Genomic DNA, 18,549 nt, shown 5'->3' with positions numbered 1-18,549 from the left:
CGTGAATGAGTGCAAACTGGAGCCGAAATGCGTTCGTCTACCTGCTGATCATCGTTGCAGCGGCGACGCTTTTCATCAACGTCTATCGACCTGCAGAGGCGCCGCAGCAGATTAGCCTGACGCAGCTGGCCAACAAGATCAAGGCGGGGGAGGTCGACACCATCGTCGTGCGCGATGACGAGCTGCGCGTCACGCTGGCGGGAAGCAGTGCGCCCGTCATTTCGCGGCGCGAGCGCAGCGTGCCGCTCACTCAGACGTTGACCGGCCTCGGCGTCAAGCCGGCGCAGCTGGCGACGGTCAACATCAAGTACGAAGCGCCCGGCAACGCCGGCAGCTGGATTTCGCTGATGATCAACTTGCTGCCGCTGCTTTTCATCGGCGGTTTGTTCTTCATCCTCTTTCGCCAGACGCAGGGCAGCAACAATCAAGCGTTATCGTTCGGCAAAAGCCGCGCGCGCGTCTTCACCGGCGATAAGCCCACCGTGAAGTTTGACGACGTGGCGGGCGCCGACGAAGCCAAAGAAGAGTTGAAAGAGGTGGTGGAGTTCCTCAAAGAGCCGCAAAAGTTTGCGGCGCTCGGTGCGCGCATTCCGAAAGGCGTCCTGTTGGTCGGCCCGCCGGGCACCGGCAAGACGCTGATGGCGAAGGCGGTCTCCGGCGAAGCGGGCGTGCCGTTTTTCAGCATCTCCGGTTCTGAATTTGTGGAGATGTTCGTCGGCGTCGGCGCCAGTCGCGTGCGCGATCTCTTTGAGCAGGCCAAGCGCAACAGCCCCTGCATTATTTTCATCGACGAAATCGACGCAGTGGGGCGCTATCGCGGCACCGGCCTGGGCGGCTCGCACGACGAGCGCGAGCAGACGCTCAACCAAATTCTGGTGGAGATGGACGGCTTTGGCACCGACACCAATGTGATCCTCATTGCAGCCACCAATCGACCGGACATTCTTGACCCGGCGTTGTTGCGTCCCGGCCGCTTCGACCGTCGGGTGACGATGGATCGGCCGGACGTGAACGGTCGGCGCGCCATTCTAGACGTGCATGTGCGGGGCAAGCCGATCGACCCTAACGTCGATCTCGATCTGATCGCGCGACAGACGCCCGGCTTTGTCGGCGCCGACCTTGAAAATGTGGTCAACGAGGCGGCGATCCTGGCGGCGCGGCGCAACAAACGCGCCATCGGCATGGCCGAATTGCAGGAGGCGGTCGAACGCGTGGGCATGGGCGGGCCGGAGCGGCGCAGCCGTCTCATGACTCCGCAGGAGAAGAAGGTGATCGCCTACCACGAGGCCGGCCATGCGCTCGTCTCCCACTTTTGCAAATATTCCGATCCGCTGCACAAGGTGACGATCGTTCCGCGCGGAGGCGCGGGCGGCTATGTCTGGCGGGTGGCGGAAAAGGATCGCATGCTGGCGAAGCGCTCGTATTTCCTTGACAATATTGCCGTGGCGCTGGGCGGTCGCGTGGCCGAGGAGCTGGTCTTCGGCGACGTCTCCAACGGCGCGGCGATGGACATTCAGCAGCTCACGCAGATGGCGCGCGCCATGATCACCAAATACGGCATGAGCGAAAAGATGGGACCGCTCCAGTTCGGACAGCAGGAGGAGCTGGTCTTTTTGGGCCGCGATCTAGCGGAGCAGCGCGATTACAGTGAAGAGGTGGCCGAAGCGATCGACGCTGAAGTGCAGGAGCTGGTCAGGGCTGCGTATGCACGCGTGCGCAAACTCCTCTCGGAAAATCTCGACCTCTTGCACAAAGTCGCCAACGCGCTGCTGGAGCGAGAGACGCTCAGCGCAGAGGAATTCAGAGAGGTGATCGCGGCTGCATAGCGCCCGTTCCGCTCAAAAAAACAGGTTGAGGTTGCGCAATAAAACCCGGCCATCGCGAGAGTGGATTGAGCAAATAATCGACGGTGACGGTAAGTGCGGCTCCCAGCCGCACGTTCTCGGTGGAACGCAGGGCCTGGAGGATGCGAGGAAGCGCAGCTACGCCCTGCGCCTACGCAGATGCGTCGGATTTCACCGTAGGTGCGGCTCCCCGCCGCACGGTCTCGGCGAACCACAAGCTCCTAATGCAGCGCTATCAACCGAAGTGGATCGCTGCGCACGTCGGCAAAATCGCCGCGAGCGATGCTGCTGGACAGCGTCGCTCGCCCCCGACGCAAGAGTGACCGTCGGAAAAGTCGCGGCGCTGTGTGTCATTGCTCACCCGCGCGTCACTAAGATCACGCCGGTGACGATGATGAAGACGCCCGCCCAGCGCATGGCGCTGACCTGCTCGCCGAGGATGAGCGCGCTGACCAGGGTAATCAAGACGTACCCCATGCTGAGCGCAGGGTAGGCGTAGCTCAGCTCGACCCGGCTCAACAGCACCAGCCAGAAAACCGTGCTGAACCCATACGAGGCGACGCCCGCCAGCACATACGGGTTCATGAGCGCGCGCAACAGGCTTTCCGCCAGCAGGCTCAGATCGCCGCTGATGGCGCCGACGCTGCTCATGCCCCGCTTCATCATCAATTGTCCGAAGACGTTCAGCGAGACCGTCGCCAAAAGCAAAATCAATTGTTTCATTCATTGACTCCACGTTCGACCTATCTGCAACGCGCCTCCTCGGCGAGCGACCCACTCAACGGGCTGCGCTTCAGGGCATTCTACTCACGATCTGACCTTTCGAGAAAGTTGAGGCGGGATCGGTGCGGGTTTATTTGAAGGCAATCAGGCCAAAAGCCTGTGGGCGGGGCTGCACCCGGCGAAAGCCCGCCTCCGTCAGGCGGCGCGCCGCCCCGCGTGTGACCGTGGCGCCGGACTTGCTCTCCGGGTTGCCGATATAGTGAAAAAGACGACCGCCCCGGCGCAGCACGCGATGCAGCTGTCGGTAAAAGGCGAGCGAATAGAGCTCGCCCGCCAGCGTGAACATCGGCGGGTCGTGCAGGATGAAGTCGAAGCTTTCCTCTGCGAACGTTTCGATCAGCTCTGCACTGTCCCCGATCAAGGCGGTGATGTTCGGCGTCTCGAAGAGCATGCACGACCAGGGGTTTTGTCGGATGATCTCATGCACTGCGGGGTCTAGCTCGATGGTGATGACATGCTCTGCATCACGCGCAGCCTCCAGCGCAGTGTAGCCCAGACCGGTGCAGGTGTCGAGCACCCGCCCGTGAATGCGCCCCAACGCCCGCAACTTGTTCAAGGTGTCCTGGCGAGGGTCGACGCCTTTGATGCGATGCATGGGGACGCCGGAGATCAACAGCGTAGGCGCGCCTGCGGTGGGATAGAGCGTATAGACGCGCTGCGTCGCCTCGGAAAAACGTTGAATCTTCTCGACGCCCTCTGCGCTGCAGCGATAGCAGCCTGCGTCGTCCTCGGCGATCCTCTCAATCTGCGCCCACTCAAGCAAAAGCCCATTGTGAAAGCGAACGCCTTCCGCGCAAAGTTCAACTTCGCTGCGCGTCCGGTTCAGATCGGTGGACACCGCAACGCATGAACTCCCGTCCGTGCGCGCGGCAAGCAACGCACGGGCGGCGGATTGCGAAAGCGTGATGAAGGCGGTGCAGGCGCTCATTTCCTAATTATCCCTTAATCTTCACTTCATTTTTGCCTAAAGCAGCCGATTCAAATATATTGTAATGGATTTCACAAGAAGTGCTTGCCTGCGATGGGCGAGCATTTTTTTGTGAAGTCAAGAATTCTTTATCATAATCAATCCAAAAACCATCATTTACTTGGAGCAACAAGGAGGTAAGAGACGCATATGCGCAAGCTTCAATGGTCACTTGCACTGTTGGTCCTGGCAGCGTTGCTGTTCACGCCTCTGGGGGCGTACGCACAGGAGACAGCGCAGGCGGAGCCAACGCCTACACCTACGCCGCAGCCGTTGACGGTCTTCACCTCATATCCCTCTCAGGTCGTGGGCATGGATGAGACGGTGACGTTGGCGCTGAAGGTGCGCGCCGGCGAGCCGCAGGTCGTGCAGTTGTCGGTTGAAGATGCGCCGACCGGCTGGAACCTCTCCTTCCGCGGCGGCGGCCGCACGGTGAGCTCCGTCTTTGTTGACGGTAAAAATGACGCTTCTGTGGACTTGCGGCTGGAGCCGGCGGGGGTGGAGCCGGGAACCACGCACAATTTTACGGTCGTCGCGACAGGCTCCACGGGCCAGGTCAGCCGTCTGCCGATTCAGTTGACCGTGCAGGAGAAAGCGCCGCCTGCACTTTCGCTCACTACGGATCTGCCTGTGCTGCGCGGGAAGGCCACGACCACCTTCCGCTTCAATGTGACGGTCAAAAATGAAGGCGCCGATGAAATGAACGTCAATCTGACGGCGGACGCTCCTCCTTTCTTCCTGGTGACGTTCACGTACAACTCTCAAGATGTCACGTCGGTTCCGCTGAACGGCGGCGAGTCCAAACGCATTACGGTGGAAGCGAGGGCGCTGAATAACATTCCGGCGAGCCAATATCCGATTGTTGTCAGTGCTCAGGGGAACGACGTTTCAGCCTCATTGAATTTGACCGCGGAGGTGGTGGGTCAGCCCGAATTGTCGCTGACGACCCCGGATGGGCGCCTGTCTGGCGAGGCGAACGCAGGCCGCACGACCACCTTCAAGCTGGTGGTGAGCAACACCGGTTCCGCGCCGGCGCGCAATGTCACGCTTTCTTCTTCGGCGCCGAGCGGCTGGAACGTGACGCTGGAGCCTAAGGAGATCGCCGCCATCGAGCCAGGTCAAACCGTCGAGGTGACCGCCCAGGTGCAGCCGGCGGAGAAGGCGATCAACGGCGACTACGTCGTCACCTTTACGGTGCGCGGCGATGAGGTTTCCTCGAAGAGCATCGACTTCCGTGTGACGGTGACGACATCCACTTTGTGGGGTGTGGCCGGCGTGGCGTTGATCGCAGTGGCGGTGGGCGTCGTGGCGCTGGCGGTCGGACGCTTTGGCCGACGGTGATACAGAAAGGAGGAGTCGCCTATGAGCGTCGTCACCGCCAGTTCGCGGACGCCGCCGACCAAAACCCAAGGCCAGGTTGTCATTGAGACCTCCCAGCTCACCAAACGCTACGGCAAGTTCACCGCCGTAGACAACCTGAATTTGACCGTGCATCGCGGCGAGGTGTTTGGGCTGCTGGGGCCCAACGGCGCCGGCAAGACGACCACCATCCTGATGTTGCTCGGTTTGACCGAGCCGACCTCGGGATCGGTGCGCGTGCTCGGCTTCGACCCCTCGCGCGAGCCGTTGGACGTCAAGGCGCGCGTCGGCTATCTGCCGGACGCCATCGGCTTTTACGACGAGCTGACCGCCCGCGAGAATCTGGCCTACATCGCCCGACTGAACGGCCTGTCTCAGGCCGAGGCAGCAAAACGCATCCCGGCTGCGATCGAGCGCATGGGGCTGGGGGAGGTGATCGACCATCCGGTCGCCACCTTCTCCCGCGGCATGCGCCAGCGCCTCGGCGTGGCGGAGCTCTTGCTCAAGCAGCCGGAAATCATTATCATGGATGAGCCAACGCTCGGGCTGGACCCAGAGGCGGCGCACAACTTTTTGAACATGATCCTTCAGCTCAAGCAGGAGGGCATCACGATCTTGCTCTCTTCGCACCTCTTGCATCAGGTGCAGCAGGTGTGCGACCGCGTCGGGCTCTTCTCGAACGGGCGCATGATGATCAGCGGCACCGTCGCCGATCTGGCGCAGCGCGTGCTGCGCGGGGGCTATCGCATCACCGTGCAGGCGCGCGGCGAGGCCGATGTCCTCAAGCGCGCGCTGCTTGCGCTGCCCGGCGTCCAGAAAGTCGAACAGACGCAGCCGGAGACCTTTGTGATTCACGGCGCGCATGACCTACGCTCCGACGCCGCCAGCGCCGTCGTCAACGCCGGCGGCAAACTCTATGGCCTCGACGTAGAGGCGCCCAGTCTCGACGAGATCTATTCCGTCTACTTCAAGGAGGCGAGCAATGGCGCAGGCAGTTAAGGTGCAATCGCCCGCCGCACAGCCGGTCAGCCAGGCGCGCAAACGCAAAGGATCGCCGTGGACGGGGCTGTGGGCGGTGGTGGCCAAGGAGATGGCCGACCATCTTTCCAGTGTGCGCATGCAGATTCTGGAAGTGTTGATCCTGCTGACGGCGGTGGGCACCGTATACGCGGTGATGCAGGGCGTGCGTCAGACCGTCGGCCAGGACCCCTTCATCTTTCTACGGCTATTCACCACCGCGCGCGAGCCCCTTCCGGCCTTTATAGGCTTCCTGAGCTTTCTGGTGCCGTTGATTGCAATCTCGATGTCCTTCGATGCAGTCAACGGAGAGTTCAACCGGCGCACCATGTCGCGCGTGCTGGCGCAGCCGATCTATCGCGATGCGTTGCTGATGGGCAAGTTCCTGGCCGGCTTCTTCACCCTGGCCCTGGTGCTGACGGCCATCTGGCTGTTGGTGATGGGCATGGGCATCCTGGGGCTTGGGCTGCCGCCGAGCGGCGAGGAGGTGGCGCGCAGCCTGATCTTCCTGGTGGCCACCATCTTTTACGGCGGCATCTGGCTGGCGTTGGGAATGGTCTTCTCGGTGGTCTTCCGTCAGCCGGCGACGGCTGCTCTCGGTGCGCTGGCCGTGTGGCTCTTCTTCACGATCTTCTGGGGAATGCTGACCAGCTTGCTGGCGCGGCTGATCAGTCCGGTCACCTACGGCACGGCGCAGGAGCTGCTGCGGCAAATCCAGACCGAGCAGGCGCTGTCGCGCATTTCGCCGAATACGCTGTACGTCGAAGCGACGTTGGGCATCCTGAACCCGGCGATTCGCTCCTTCGGCATTCTGCTGCCCACACAGCTGGAGGGCGCCATCGTCGGCGCGCCGCTGCCGTTGGCGCAGAGCCTGATGCTCATCTGGCCGCAGCTCACGGGGCTGATCGCCGCCACGATCCTGCTCTTTGCGCTGGCCTACGTGCTCTTCCAACGCCAGGAAATCCGCGCGTAAGCGCAGAAAGGTTTGAAGACGCTCATGCCCTACGGCTATCACGGTAAAATCCTCGTCGTCGATCTGAGCAGCGGCCGGCTTCGCGTGGATGCACACGACGAGGCGTGGTATCGCACCTACATGGGCGGGTCGAACTTCGGCCTGTATTACATTCTCAAGCACATGCCGGTCGGGGCCGATCCACTCGGCCCCGACAACGTGTTGACGCTGATGTTGAGCGTGCTCACCGGCGCGCCCTTTTCCGGTCAGAGCCGCATGACCGCCAACGCCAAATCGCCGCTCACCGGCGCCATCGGCGACTCGCAGGCGGGCGGCTTCTTCCCGGCGGAGATGAAAAACGCCGGTTTCGACGGCGTCGTGTTCCTCGGCAAGGCCGAAAGGCCGGTCTATCTGTGGATCAAAAACGGAGAGGCCGAGCTGCGCGATGCGTCGCACCTGTGGGGACTGGGCGCCTGGGAGACCGAGACGCGCATCCGCGCCGAGCTGGACGACCCCAAGATCGAAGTGGCGTGCTGTGGGCCTGCGGGCGAGAATCTGGTGCGCGTCGCCGCCATCATGAACATGCGTAACCGCGCCTGTGGACGCACCGGCCTAGGCGCCGTGATGGGCTCCAAGAACCTTAAGGCCGTCGCCGTGCGCGGTTCGTTGCGGCCAGCCTTTGCCGATCCGAAAGGCGTCAAAGCAGTGGCGGCGTTGGGCGCATCCGAGTTCAAAACCAACCGGGGCATGCAGGAGCTCGGCGAGCTCGGCACGGCGGGCGTGGTGCTCAGCCAGGAGTTCGCCGGCGGCCTGCCGACGCGCAACTACCAGAGCGGAACCTTTGCCTACGCCGAGGAGATCTCCGGCGAGCGCATGGCCGAGACCATTCTGGTCGATCGCGACACCTGCTACGCCTGCGTGGTGCGCTGCAAGCGCGAGGTCGAGACCAACGGCAAATATCAGGTGCGCCGGGAGTTGGGCGGCCCCGAGTATGAGACGATCGCCACCTTCGGCTCCTATTGCGAGATTCGCGACCTCGCCGCCGTCGCCAAAGCCAACGCGCTCTGCAACGACTATGGCCTGGACACGATCGGCGCCGGCGCCACCATCGCCTGGGCGATCGAGTGCTATGAAGACGGCATCTTGACCGACGAGCACACCGACGGACTGGCGCTGCGCTGGGGCGACGCCGACGCCATGCTCGCCGCGCTGGAGGCGATGGCCTTCCGCCGCGGGCGGCTGGGCGCGCTGCTGGCCGAAGGTTCGGCGCGCGCGGCTGCACAGATCGGGCCGGCGGCGCAGGCGCGGCTGATCACGGTGAAGGGCAGCGAAGCGCCGGCGCATATGCCGCAGGTCAAGCGCAGCATGGGGCTGATCTACGCCGTCAATCCCTTTGGCGCCGACCATCAGTCGAGCGAGCACGACACCTCCTACGAGGAGAACGCAGGCGAGCGCAGCCTGGGCTGGCTGGCCGAGCTGGGGCTGACTCGCCCTGTTCCCGCCACCGACCTCGGCGAGGAGAAGGTGGAGTTCACGTTGATCACCCAATATTGGACGAGCCTGATGGACGTGCTCAACCTCTGCCAGTTCGATTGGGGCGCGACGTGGCAGCTCTACGGCCCTTCCACCGTGGCGCAGGTGGTCAACGCCGTCACCGGCTGGGATACGACGCTGCCCGAGCTGATGACGGTCGGCGCGCGGCGGGTCAACCTGATGAAGGTCTTCAACATGCGCGAGGGCTTCGCGCGCGAACACGACCGGCTGCCGCCGCGGCTGCATCAGCCGCTGAGGGGCGGCGTCAGCGATGGCCTGCGCGTGACCGAAGAGGAGATCGAGCGCGCTAAGGACCTCTACTATCGGATGGCGGGCTGGGACGTCGCCACCGGCAACCCGACCGTGGAACGGCTGGAGGAGCTGGGGATCGGTTGGGTGGTGAAGTAGGGAGCTTTACTAGACCACAGAATCTTGGCATTGTTTCAACCCTTAATGCCTGTCACCGTGATCCCGCCGATAAACAGTCGTTGCGCAAAGAAGAAAAGAACCAACACCGGCAGCGTCAGGATGGTGGATGCCGCCATCAAAAGATTCCAACGCGGCTGCTGCATGTAGCCTTGGAAACTTGCAAGGAAGAGGGCCAGCGTCCAGTTGTGCTGTGAGGAAAGAAAAATTAACGGTTCAAGAAGATCGTTCCAGTGATAGGTGAATGCAAAAATCGCCACGGTAGCCAGGGCTGGCCTGGAAAGCGGCAAGACGATGCGCCAGTAAATCTGAAAACTCGACGCTCCGTCTACCCGTGCTGCGTCATCCAACTCCTTCGGGATGGAAAGAAAGAATTGGCGTAGTAGAAAGATATGAAAAGGGGCGCCAAACCAGTATGGCACGATCAGGGGCTTAAAGGTGTCTAACCAGCCAATTTTCTGGAACAAAATGAACTGAGGAACGATGGTGACGATGCGGGGCAACATCATGGTGCTGAGCACCAGTAAAAAAAGCAGGTTTCGACCTGGGAAATCCAGACGAGCGAAACCGAAAGCCACCAACGAACTGGATAAAGCAACCCCAAGGACGCCCAGCACAGCGATTAATACGGTGTTAAAGACATAAAGATGAACCGGATGTCCTAACAGCGTCAAAGAATCGATGAAGTTGCGCCAAACCCAGGGACGTGGAAACCACTCTGGAGGGATGCTAAAGACCAGCGCATCGGGCTTGAGCGCAGTGGAAAGCATCCAGAGAAAAGGCAGGCTCATGAGCAGACCTAACGAGCTCAACAAAAAATAACTGACCGTCCGCTTGAGAAATTCTCGGCGGCGCTTGCTGCTCGAAAGAAATTGCACACCTTGTTCTATTCGAGGGTGCGTTGCCATCCCATCCCCAAGCATGTTCTTGAGATAGCTATTGCTTTTGTCGCTCATCGCCGCGTTTCCTCGAATTCATAGTAGACCCAGTAACGAGCCAGACGCAGTTGCAGGATCGTTACGGCCATAATGATGAGCAATAGAATCCAGGCCAGTGCTGCAGCATAGCCCATTTTCAAGAAATTGAATGCATTCAGATAAAGGTATAGGGCATAAAACAACGTTGCATTGAGCGGTCCCCCTCTGGTCATTACGTAGGCTTGTGCGAAGTATTGAAATCCTGCGATGATGCCGAGTACGAGGATAAAAAAGATTACGGGCGAGAGCATGGGCAGCGTCACATAACGAAACTTAGCCAGTTCGCCTGCGCCATCCAACGCTGCGGCTTCGTAGAGATGTTGCGGAATATCTTGCAATCCGGCTAACAGGATGATCATAGAGCCCCCGACCGTCCACAGACTCATCCCGATCAGTGCTGGGAGCGCCCACTGTGGGGAGATCAGCCATGCTGGACCCTGGACGCCTATCAATCGCAAGAGATCGTTGACTAAGCCCAGCTCTGGATGGTAGATCCATAGGAAAATCACGGCCATCGCCACCGAGCTCACCTGAGATGGCAGATAAAATAAAGTGCGAAAAAAGGGAATTAGACGCACCTTCTGGTTGAGAAGGATGGCCAGGAAAAGGGCAAAGAGCAGTTGTAGGGGAACTGCAACCACCACATACACCATCGTGACCCGCAGCGATTGCCAGAAGAGCGGATCTCTCGTGAACATTACAACGTAGTTATCGAACCAAACCAGTCGTGGGGGGCGGATCAGGCTCCAGCTAAAAAAACTAAGCACAAAAGATGCTACGATCGGGCCGGCTGTGAACAAAACAAAACCAATGATCCAGGGCGAAATGAATAGATAGCCTTCAATCGTCTGTCTCAGCCGCCGTTTTGTATAGAAACGTTTGCGCTCCATGCCGCTTTTTCCTGAAATCGCTCCTGCCCCCCTTCTGTGGAAGAAAGGGCAGGAGCGAAAAAAAACATGCTAGGCTTGCCTGAGCGCCTCTGTTGCCTTGGCTGCAGCTTCAGGAAGGATGTCGGCAGCTTTGGCTCTGCCCAGAAAGATAGCCTGGACAGCGTCGCCCAGGATCTTCTCCACCTCGCCTACATTGGGTGGTGCAGGCACTAATATGCCGTACTCTCCAGCCTGAGGCACCACTTCCCAACGAACGTCGAGCCCCTCTCTCGCCCATGGCATCTTCTCATTGACCGAACGGCGCGTTCCTGGCGTAGCGTTTTTCTTTACATACAGGTACTGGCCTTCCGGTCCAACAATAAAGTTTAACCACTTCCATGCGGACTCCTTATCCCTTGTCGTTGTTGGGATCACGTTGAAAGCAGTGTGAAGCAGGGTGCGTCGTTCTTTGCGCTTAGGCTCTGGAAGCAGATCCCAGGCGAATTCACTCTCAGCGAGCGCTCCGATTTCCCAGGTGCCTACCCGTTGCATGGCGGCGCGACCTGCCTGGAACAGATTTCCCAAACCCTCGGCCTGAGCTGGAGATGGCATAATCACCGCTTCTTGTTGAAGATCGGCCCAATACTGCAGAGCCTCGATGGCCTCAGGGCTGCCCATCAAACATTCGGTGTAGTCATCGTTATAGATGCGTCCGCCGTTCTGCCAGACCAGTTTGTGACTCCAGTGTAGCCAACCGATATACAGGCCGATGTCGCCCCAGATCCTTTCTTCAGGTCTGGAGATCTGGCGGGCAATGGCGACATAATCATCCCAGTCCCATTCTTCCGAAGGATAAGAGACGCCGGCCTGATCGAAAAGGTCCTTGTTGTAGTATGCCACATGGCCGTTCCAGCCGTCGGCGATGCCATATCGCTTTCCGGCGATGACCGGAAAATCGTAGAAATTTTCGAGGAAATCTTCAGCATTGAAGTCAGGCTGAGCATCGATGAAAGGCTGCAAGTCAATCACCTGGTTGGCTCGACCGAAGTCTAACACCATTGGCTCCCAAACGCGTACAACATCGGGCAATGTGCCAGCAGCGGCCATCGTGAAAATTTTAGTGGGAAACTCATCTGGAATCTGCTGCAAAGTGATCCGGATGTCAGGGAAACGCTCGCTAAATAGCTCGACGGCCTCCTTGCGGAAATCAGCTGGATCATGAAATGCATAGACAATTTCCACCGGGGCCTTCGGAAGCGAGACCTCGGGCGACTCTTGGGGGGCGGGACCGACTGCTGAAGGCTGGATCACCGGCGCGCAGGCAGCCAACACCGTTGCACTGGCTGCCGTCATGCCGGCCAAGCGCAAAAAATCACGACGGGAAATTTTTGAATCTGCGGCCATGTTCTTCCTCCTGGCATAGCTTCGAACCTGATTCCTGCGATAAACAATAACGCTTCTCTCCCACAGCTTGCTTACACAGCCCCCAATTGAACCATTGCACACATCCTTCCCTCGTCAGGGGATGGATAACCAAATGTCACAGACGCTGAGTAGAAAAAACTCAATATCTCACAACACTCGTCAGAAAATAGAGAACCCAATGTATTGCCTGGTTATTTTCTGAACAATTTCGATGAACTTGTGTACAAATTTGTCTAAATCAATCTTAGGTGGTTTTTTGAAGCTTGTCAATCGTTTTGCTTTGAGGGGCAGGAGAGGTGGGCTAACGTCTAATGCCTATTTCGTTGACAGTATTGCTCCTTTACGGTATGCTTCGAGATAAACTTGTCCATACCTATTGATGCATCTGTGATGGAAAATCAAAAGCACTATGCAACTTGATCGAAACTCGGATGTTCCTTTGCATATTCAGGTGCGCAACCTGATCATCAACAGAATTCTCGATGGAGAATGGCCGGTTGGCGGAATGCTGCCTTCCGAACAGCATTTATGCGCTCAACTACAAATTTCACGCGGCACATTGCGACAGGCGTTGACTGAAGTCGAGCGCAACGGCTATGTACGACGTGAGCAGGGAAGGGGCACCTTTGTAACCCGAGGAAGCGTGCATCAAGCTCCGATCGACGACCTGCCAGGTCGAACGCTTGCATTTGTCGTCCCGTATGTGGTGGATTCATTTGCTCCAACTTTATTGATGGGCGTGGAACACAAAGCTCAGGAGTTGGGCTACAGCATCCTGTTTCATCAGGTCGAGAACAACTTGGCCAAGCAGACGGAAACGCTGCATCGCCTAGTGCAAATGGGTATTGCAGGGATTGTTCTCTATCCCATCGATTCCATCCATCTCGACAACGCGATTCTTCGACTTAGCGAACAGCAGTATCCTCTAGTGGTTGTCGATCGCTATTTTAGAAACCTGATGACAGATTATGTTATAGCCGACAATTTTGGGGGCGCTTTGCAGGCAACGCAACATTTGATTCGATTGGGTCATCGTCGAATTGGATTTTTGACTACTCCAGAGCCGGCCATCACAATGGACCACCGCCAAATCGGCTATCAATGCGCCCTTGCCGAGGCTGGACTTCCATCTATCCATGAAGACGTTTGGAAAATCGAGAGTTATCCTACGGTGGATGTGGCGACGCTCATCCCCAATTTATCTTCAAAAGACCGACCCACTGCCATTTTGGCCGCCAATGATCGATTGGCGCTTGCTTTATATAAACTTTGCCGTCGCTTACGGATTCGTATTCCAGAGGACCTGGCGCTGGTTGGATTTGGCGATTTTGCAATTTCTGCGCACCTCGAAACGCCCCTGACCACAGTAGCGCTTCCCACATTTGAGATTGGGCGCAAAGCCGCTGAAGTGTTGGTTGGCCGAATTAGAGGTCACATGGCTGGCCCTCAACAACATATTTTACCTACGAAACTGATCGTTCGCGCTTCGTGTGGAGCAGCGGAAACGGAACGCACAACTGAGACGGTGTACTCGGAATACGGCGGTGGATGTCATTCCACCTTCTCACGCAACCACTATTGACGTCAATGCCTGTGTCACCTCACGAGCAGAATCGACACCATCGACTGAAAACTCGGCCATGCTCCGCAACGATCTTGCAGAAACACTTTCTTTGAATGGTATTTGGTCATTTCGACTGGGTGAGGACCAGACGTGGAGCACGATCCAAGTGCCCGGCTGTTGGGAGGCGCAGGGATATTCTAAATCATGTGAAGGCCCGGCTGTCTATCGTCGCTACGTCGAAGTGCCTCAAAGTTGGGCAGGGCGTCGCATTCAGCTCGAATTCGATGCAGTCAGCTACTTCTGCGCCCTAACGATCAATCATCTACCGGTCGGATCTCACCGTGGAATGTGGACGCCTTTTTCGTTCGATGTCACGGATTTCATATCGCCCGGAGTCAACCTCATTGAGCTCGTCGTGTTTAAACCTGGCGAACGTTACCCACTGCGTTCTACACTCTCTGGATTCTTACCGGATGTAGCTCTGGCCTTCGGTGGGATATGGCAGGGCGTACGGTTACGAGCAATGAAAGCCGCATTTTCTGATTTGCAGGTAACCGCTGAACCAGAGAATCGTATCATCCATCTTTCTGGAAAAGCCCATATTTTTGAGAGCAGACGTTCCGGTTTAGTGCGCTGTCGCATCAAGTCTGATTCGAGAATCTTTGTCGAACAAGATATCTCGTTGAACGATGACGGCAGTTGGAATGGCAACGTATATGTGCCAGACGCCCAACTATGGCACCCAGGACATCCTGTTCTTTACAACATTGACGTCGAGCTTTTTGTAGAGGGGACGTCGCTGGCTTCAGTAAAGGAACGCACAGGGTTCCGACATCTAAAGGCGGAGGGCGAGCAGCTTTTATTGAATCATCGGCCAATCTGCCTGCGGGGAGTATTGCACTGGGGTTGGGATCCGGACTTGATCGCCCCTGCTTTTTCTGATGAACAGATCCGCCGTGAATTTCACGTAGTTCGAGAACTGGGTTTCAACCTGATCAAATTATGCCTGTTTGTACCGAATCGACGCTATTACGAAATCGCCGACGAGGAAGGCGTGCTTCTCTGGCAAGAATGGCCGATGTGGCAACCAAAACTCACGGAAGAACTGCGTACGGTTCTGATCGAGGAATACGCGGCTTACATGCGGCTGGCCGCTCATCATCCTTCCATTGTGATTTACAGCGTGGGATGTGAGCTCGACGAAAGCGTCGACGCTGAAATTTTGACTCAACTCACTTTACTCATGCGCAGGGCAGCGTCGGGCGCCCTTGTATGCGACAACAGCGGAACGGCTGAAGCTTACGGCGGCGCTGAACTCGACCTGGCTGACTTTTATGATTACCATACCTACACCGATCTTCATTTTTTTGAGCCTATGCTAGACCATTGGCGTCGCGACTGGCGAACGCCTCGACCTTGGATTTTCGGTGAATTCAACGATTCAGATAATTATCGAGATTTGAACGCGATTATCGCTGCAAATGAAGGGAAGCGACCTTGGTGGATTACGGAGGAAAACCCCCTTCATACTTCGCGTCCTCAAGTGGCCGCACTGCTCGCTCAATTGCAACGAATTGCGGACGCCGATCTGGGATTTAGGCCGGAAGAATTGACAACGCTCTCCCGCGCCCAATCCTTGACGGTGATCAAGTATATTCTGGAGGCTGTTCGCCGTCGCTCCGGCGTTGGAGGATATGTGGTGACTGGCATACGCGACACGCCCATCAATACTTCTGGCGTATTGGATGACTTCGGCAACACCAAATGGGCTGCAGCCAAGCTGCGCCAGTTTAACGATGACACAATTCTGTGTCTGGAAGTCGATCGTCGACGGGTATGGAAGAGCGGTGGAGATCGACCCGATCGACTGGATATGTTCAATTGGCGCTCTGGCGACATCGCTCGTTTTCACTTTGTTTTGCACAACACCGGTGAGGCGTTGAGTGCAGATGCGTATTTTGAATGGCGAATCGTCGATATGGACGGGAACTTGCAGATGGGCGGTTCTTATCCGCTCCCCGCCGAACCGTGGCTGGGACGCCCCTATAAAGTAGCCACTGTTCAACAAGAATTGCCTGGCGTTGTATCGCCAGCAGAATTCCGCCTAAACGCCAGGATTTGCGATGGCGCCCGCGAAATTGAAAACCAGTGGCCGCTTTGGATATATCCCAAGCTACAACACGACGCCGCAACCTTTGCTGTTTATGATCCAAACGGTTGCTTAAGCGATTGGGGAGAGCTATTTGCACAGGAAAGTACGATTGATCTGGAAAGTTGTGTAGAGCTCCCCTCAGTGCTTGTCGTCACAACGTTAACCTTGCGCTTATTGGAATATTTGCGCGCCGGCGGCAAAGTGCTCTTGATTCAACAAGGATGTAACCCTTTGCCAGTGCGTCAAGTTCCTTTTTGGCGAGAATCGATTAAACTCCTGTACCCCCATCCGATTTGGTCGCGTTTCCCTCACCGAGGGTTCACCGATCTGCAGTTTTTTGGCTTAGCGACAGATTTTGCTTTTGATACATCTCGAATCAAAGAATTTTTGCGAGACCTACATCTCGCACGACCTTTACTGCGCCGTCTTGATGCCAGAGAGTTCCACGTGACAGATTACATGATAGAAATCCATATTGGGAGAGGAAGATTGGTTGCCAGCACCTTGCGATTTCAGGGAGGTGCAGGAGCACAACCCTCTGGCTTGCGCCGCAACGTTGTTGGCCACTATCTTTTATGTGAGACCATTCGATACTTAGCAGAAGGGTAAGCCAGTGCAAGCCCTTTAATTTTCAACGATCGCCGGTTTCGACAAGGGCTGTCTTGAATTTCGTTCAGAATCATCGTCATTTGACGACCACGATCCGACGATCCCGATCCAATGAAATTCCTCAGGTAATTGTGAAAGACGCAATGCATAAAAACGCCGCCTCACTCACCTCAACGACGGCGCCGTACACATCCCCGGTGACGCCGCCGATCCGTCGCTCCGCCAGGCGCAGCACGCCCAATGCGGTCAGGATGGCGACAACGCTCGCCGGCGCCACCTGCCAGTGCCAGGTGCTCAGCGCCGCCGTCAGAAGCACGGCGGGCAGGGCGAACAGCGCAAGCGAGCGCACGTTCAACGCCGTTCTCATTCGCGCCGCCATGCCGTCCGATCGCGCCAGCGGGCGCTGCATCGCCAGCAGAATCAGCCAGCGCGCCCACATCGGCGCCAACAGCAGCGCCGGCCAGATGACCGGCGAGGTCGTCAATGCGGCTGTTTTCAACAGCAACATCAACGTCAGCGTCACCACGCCGAAGGCGCCAATTCTCGAATCCCGCATGATCTCCAGCCTGCGTTCGCGCGGAACCGGCGCCAGCAGGCCATCGCCGCAGTCGGCCAGGCCGTCAAGGTGAAGCGCGCCTGTCAACGCCGCCCATGTCCCCACCAGGAGCACAGCCGTCACCGGCGCCGGGAAGAGAGCGCCGAACAGAAACGCCAGTGCACTCAATGTTGCGCCGATCCCTAACCCGACGAATGGGAACCAGAAGAGCGTTTGTTGATCAAGTATAAAACGGTGCGTCGGCGTCGGCGCCGTCGTGAGAAACCCTACTGCGCTCCAAAATCGTTGCATACTTCTGTCCTTGAATATCCTGAAGCCGGGCGATTTTCTTATTTGCCGCCCTCTTCCAGAAGGCTCTGGGCTTCCTGGAAGAGGGGCGCCTCATCGAAAGCTCGATAGCCCTCGACAAACCCCGAAGTTTTCGCTCCTCCTGTGGCGCGATGTATCATACAAACATCTCAATTCCAACCGTAGTCTGACAGATCGGCAAATTCGGAATGGACGCGCTCTCTCTGAATCGTGAACCTGCTCTCTCCTCGTACTGGCTGGTCGGCGTAGATATTGGCGGCACCACGGTGTCGACCGTGCTGCTCGACGAAGGCCTGCGCGCTCACGGCGAGCTGACTGTCCCCACCGACTTGAGCAGTCCCGACGCCACGATGTGGTGCGTGGCGGCCGCCATCGAGCAGACGGTGGCGCTGGGCGACGCGTCACGGCATCTGGCCGCCATCGGGCTGGGCATTCCCGGACAGCAGGACTACGAACGGGGCATCGTGCGCATCGCCGTCAACCTGCACTGGTACGACTATCCGCTTATTCCCCGCCTCACCGAGCGTTTCGGCGTTCCCTGCGCCTTTGAAAACGACGTGCGCGCAGCAGCCCTCGGCGTCTATCGCTTCGACAATCCAAACGACGACCAGAACATTGCGTACGTCAGCATCGGCACCGGCCTCGCCGTAGGCGTGATCCTTGACGGCAAGCTGGTGCGCGGACGTCACGGGCTGGCCGGCGAGTTCGGCCACATGATCGTCGATCCGAACGGGCCGCTCTGCAACTGCGGCACGCGCGGCTGCCTGGAGACGCTCGTTTCGGCGACGGCGGTCGTGCGCCGGGCGAAGGAAGCGATCGCTCAGGGGGCGGGAGGCGCGCTGGCCGCAGCGGGCTCGATCACGGCGCGCGCCGTCTACGACGCGGCGGCAGCCGGAGACGCCGTTGCCCAACGCATCGTAGACGACGTCGGCGTGGAGCTGGCCCGGGCGTTGCGCAGCGTGGTGCTGGCCTACGACGTCGATGGCGTGGTGCTCGGCGGCGGCGTGACGCGCGCCGGTGAACGCTATCTGCGTCCCATCGTTGCGGAGTGGCTGCGGCAGCAGGAAAGTTCGGCGCTGGCGCGTGCCGTGCTGCGCCCCGAAATTCTGCGCATCGCCGACCCGACGCGCAACCTGGGCGCCTGGGGTGCAGCCGCGCTGGCCGCCGATCTGATGAACCATCATCCACAAACATCATAGAACAGGTT

Annotated in this window: 15 protein-coding genes; 9 read left to right on the top strand and 6 right to left on the bottom strand. The window is 58.2% G+C overall.

The features are described from left to right. Window positions 1–5: 5 nt before the first annotated feature. Both ftsH and Q0367_RS05360 read left to right on the top strand, forming a co-directional pair. Window positions 6–1,826 carry an ATP-dependent zinc metalloprotease FtsH gene (ftsH, locus tag Q0367_RS05365; RefSeq protein ID WP_297632469.1) on the top strand — a complete coding sequence of 607 codons (1,821 nt, stop codon included), beginning with the start codon at window positions 6–8 and terminating at the stop codon, window positions 1,824–1,826. A 140-nt stretch (window positions 1,827–1,966) separates the two neighbouring features. Further along, window positions 1,967–2,167 (top strand): hypothetical protein, encoded by a 201-nt coding sequence (locus Q0367_RS05360; protein WP_298981175.1) that lies wholly within the window; start codon window positions 1,967–1,969, stop codon window positions 2,165–2,167. Between the two features lie 34 nt (window positions 2,168–2,201). On the opposite strand, the gene Q0367_RS05355 is transcribed toward Q0367_RS05360, so the two are convergent. Then, window positions 2,202–2,567 (bottom strand): EamA family transporter, encoded by a 366-nt coding sequence (locus tag Q0367_RS05355; protein ID WP_297632466.1) that lies wholly within the window; start codon window positions 2,565–2,567, stop codon window positions 2,202–2,204. A 130-nt stretch (window positions 2,568–2,697) separates the two neighbouring features. Beyond that, window positions 2,698–3,555 (bottom strand): RsmD family RNA methyltransferase, encoded by an 858-nt coding sequence (locus Q0367_RS05350; protein ID WP_297632464.1) that lies wholly within the window; start codon window positions 3,553–3,555, stop codon window positions 2,698–2,700. Between the two features lie 189 nt (window positions 3,556–3,744). Here Q0367_RS05350 and Q0367_RS05345 point away from each other — a divergent pair, with 189 nt between their 5' ends. The 4 genes from Q0367_RS05345 to Q0367_RS05330 are packed head-to-tail and all read left to right on the top strand — an operon-like array spanning window position 3,745 to window position 8,863. After that, complete coding sequence (locus Q0367_RS05345; protein WP_298981174.1) at window positions 3,745–4,935, top strand: NEW3 domain-containing protein; 1,191 nt, start codon at window positions 3,745–3,747, stop codon at window positions 4,933–4,935. Window positions 4,936–4,956: 21 nt separating this feature from the next. Further along, window positions 4,957–5,952 carry an ABC transporter ATP-binding protein gene (locus Q0367_RS05340; RefSeq protein WP_298981173.1) on the top strand — a complete coding sequence of 332 codons (996 nt, stop codon included), beginning with the start codon at window positions 4,957–4,959 and terminating at the stop codon, window positions 5,950–5,952. Continuing rightward, window positions 5,936–6,943: an ABC transporter permease gene (locus Q0367_RS05335; RefSeq protein WP_298981172.1), complete on the top strand. Its 1,008-nt coding sequence runs from the start codon at window positions 5,936–5,938 to the stop codon at window positions 6,941–6,943. The genes Q0367_RS05340 and Q0367_RS05335 overlap by 17 nt, the downstream gene beginning before the upstream one ends. Before the next feature lie 12 nt (window positions 6,944–6,955). Then, complete coding sequence (locus tag Q0367_RS05330; RefSeq protein WP_297632451.1) at window positions 6,956–8,863, top strand: aldehyde ferredoxin oxidoreductase family protein; 1,908 nt, start codon at window positions 6,956–6,958, stop codon at window positions 8,861–8,863. A gap of 35 nt (window positions 8,864–8,898) precedes the next feature. Here the strand turns inward: Q0367_RS05330 and Q0367_RS05325 are convergent, their stop codons facing one another. The 3 genes from Q0367_RS05325 to Q0367_RS05315 form a co-directional block, all read right to left on the bottom strand. Beyond that, on the bottom strand, window positions 8,899–9,837 hold the full coding sequence (locus Q0367_RS05325) for a carbohydrate ABC transporter permease (RefSeq protein WP_297632449.1): 939 nt from the start codon (window positions 9,835–9,837) through the stop codon (window positions 8,899–8,901). Further along, on the bottom strand, window positions 9,834–10,748 hold the full coding sequence (locus Q0367_RS05320) for a carbohydrate ABC transporter permease (protein ID WP_297632446.1): 915 nt from the start codon (window positions 10,746–10,748) through the stop codon (window positions 9,834–9,836). Before Q0367_RS05320 ends, Q0367_RS05325 begins: the two co-directional genes overlap by 4 nt. 69 nt (window positions 10,749–10,817) lie before the next feature. Next, entirely contained in the window at window positions 10,818–12,131 is a 1,314-nt protein-coding gene (locus Q0367_RS05315) for an extracellular solute-binding protein (protein WP_297632444.1), read from the bottom strand. Between the two features lie 430 nt (window positions 12,132–12,561). On the opposite strand from Q0367_RS05315, the gene Q0367_RS05310 reads away from it, so the two are divergent. Both Q0367_RS05310 and Q0367_RS05305 read left to right on the top strand, forming a co-directional pair. After that, entirely contained in the window at window positions 12,562–13,734 is a 1,173-nt protein-coding gene (locus Q0367_RS05310; protein ID WP_297632442.1) for a GntR family transcriptional regulator, read from the top strand. Beyond that, on the top strand, window positions 13,697–16,477 hold the full coding sequence (locus Q0367_RS05305) for a glycoside hydrolase family 2 protein (protein WP_297632439.1): 2,781 nt from the start codon (window positions 13,697–13,699) through the stop codon (window positions 16,475–16,477). Before Q0367_RS05310 ends, Q0367_RS05305 begins: the two co-directional genes overlap by 38 nt. A 121-nt stretch (window positions 16,478–16,598) precedes the next feature. Here Q0367_RS05305 and cobS read toward each other — a convergent pair whose 3' ends face one another. Then, window positions 16,599–17,324, bottom strand: a complete 726-nt coding sequence (cobS, locus tag Q0367_RS05300) for an adenosylcobinamide-GDP ribazoletransferase (RefSeq protein WP_298981169.1) — start codon at window positions 17,322–17,324, stop codon at window positions 16,599–16,601. A 206-nt stretch (window positions 17,325–17,530) separates the two neighbouring features. On the opposite strand from cobS, the gene Q0367_RS05295 reads away from it, so the two are divergent. After that, window positions 17,531–18,541, top strand: a complete 1,011-nt coding sequence (locus tag Q0367_RS05295; protein ID WP_298981167.1) for an ROK family protein — start codon at window positions 17,531–17,533, stop codon at window positions 18,539–18,541. The last annotated feature ends 8 nt before the right edge of the window (window positions 18,542–18,549 follow it).

This window comes from uncultured Caldilinea sp. (genome assembly GCF_937128415.1).
In the GTDB taxonomy this organism is placed as follows: Bacteria; Chloroflexota; Anaerolineae; order Caldilineales; family Caldilineaceae; genus Caldilinea.
Note: the sequence above shows the minus strand (reverse complement) of the source record. Positions and strands in the feature narration are given on the sequence as shown.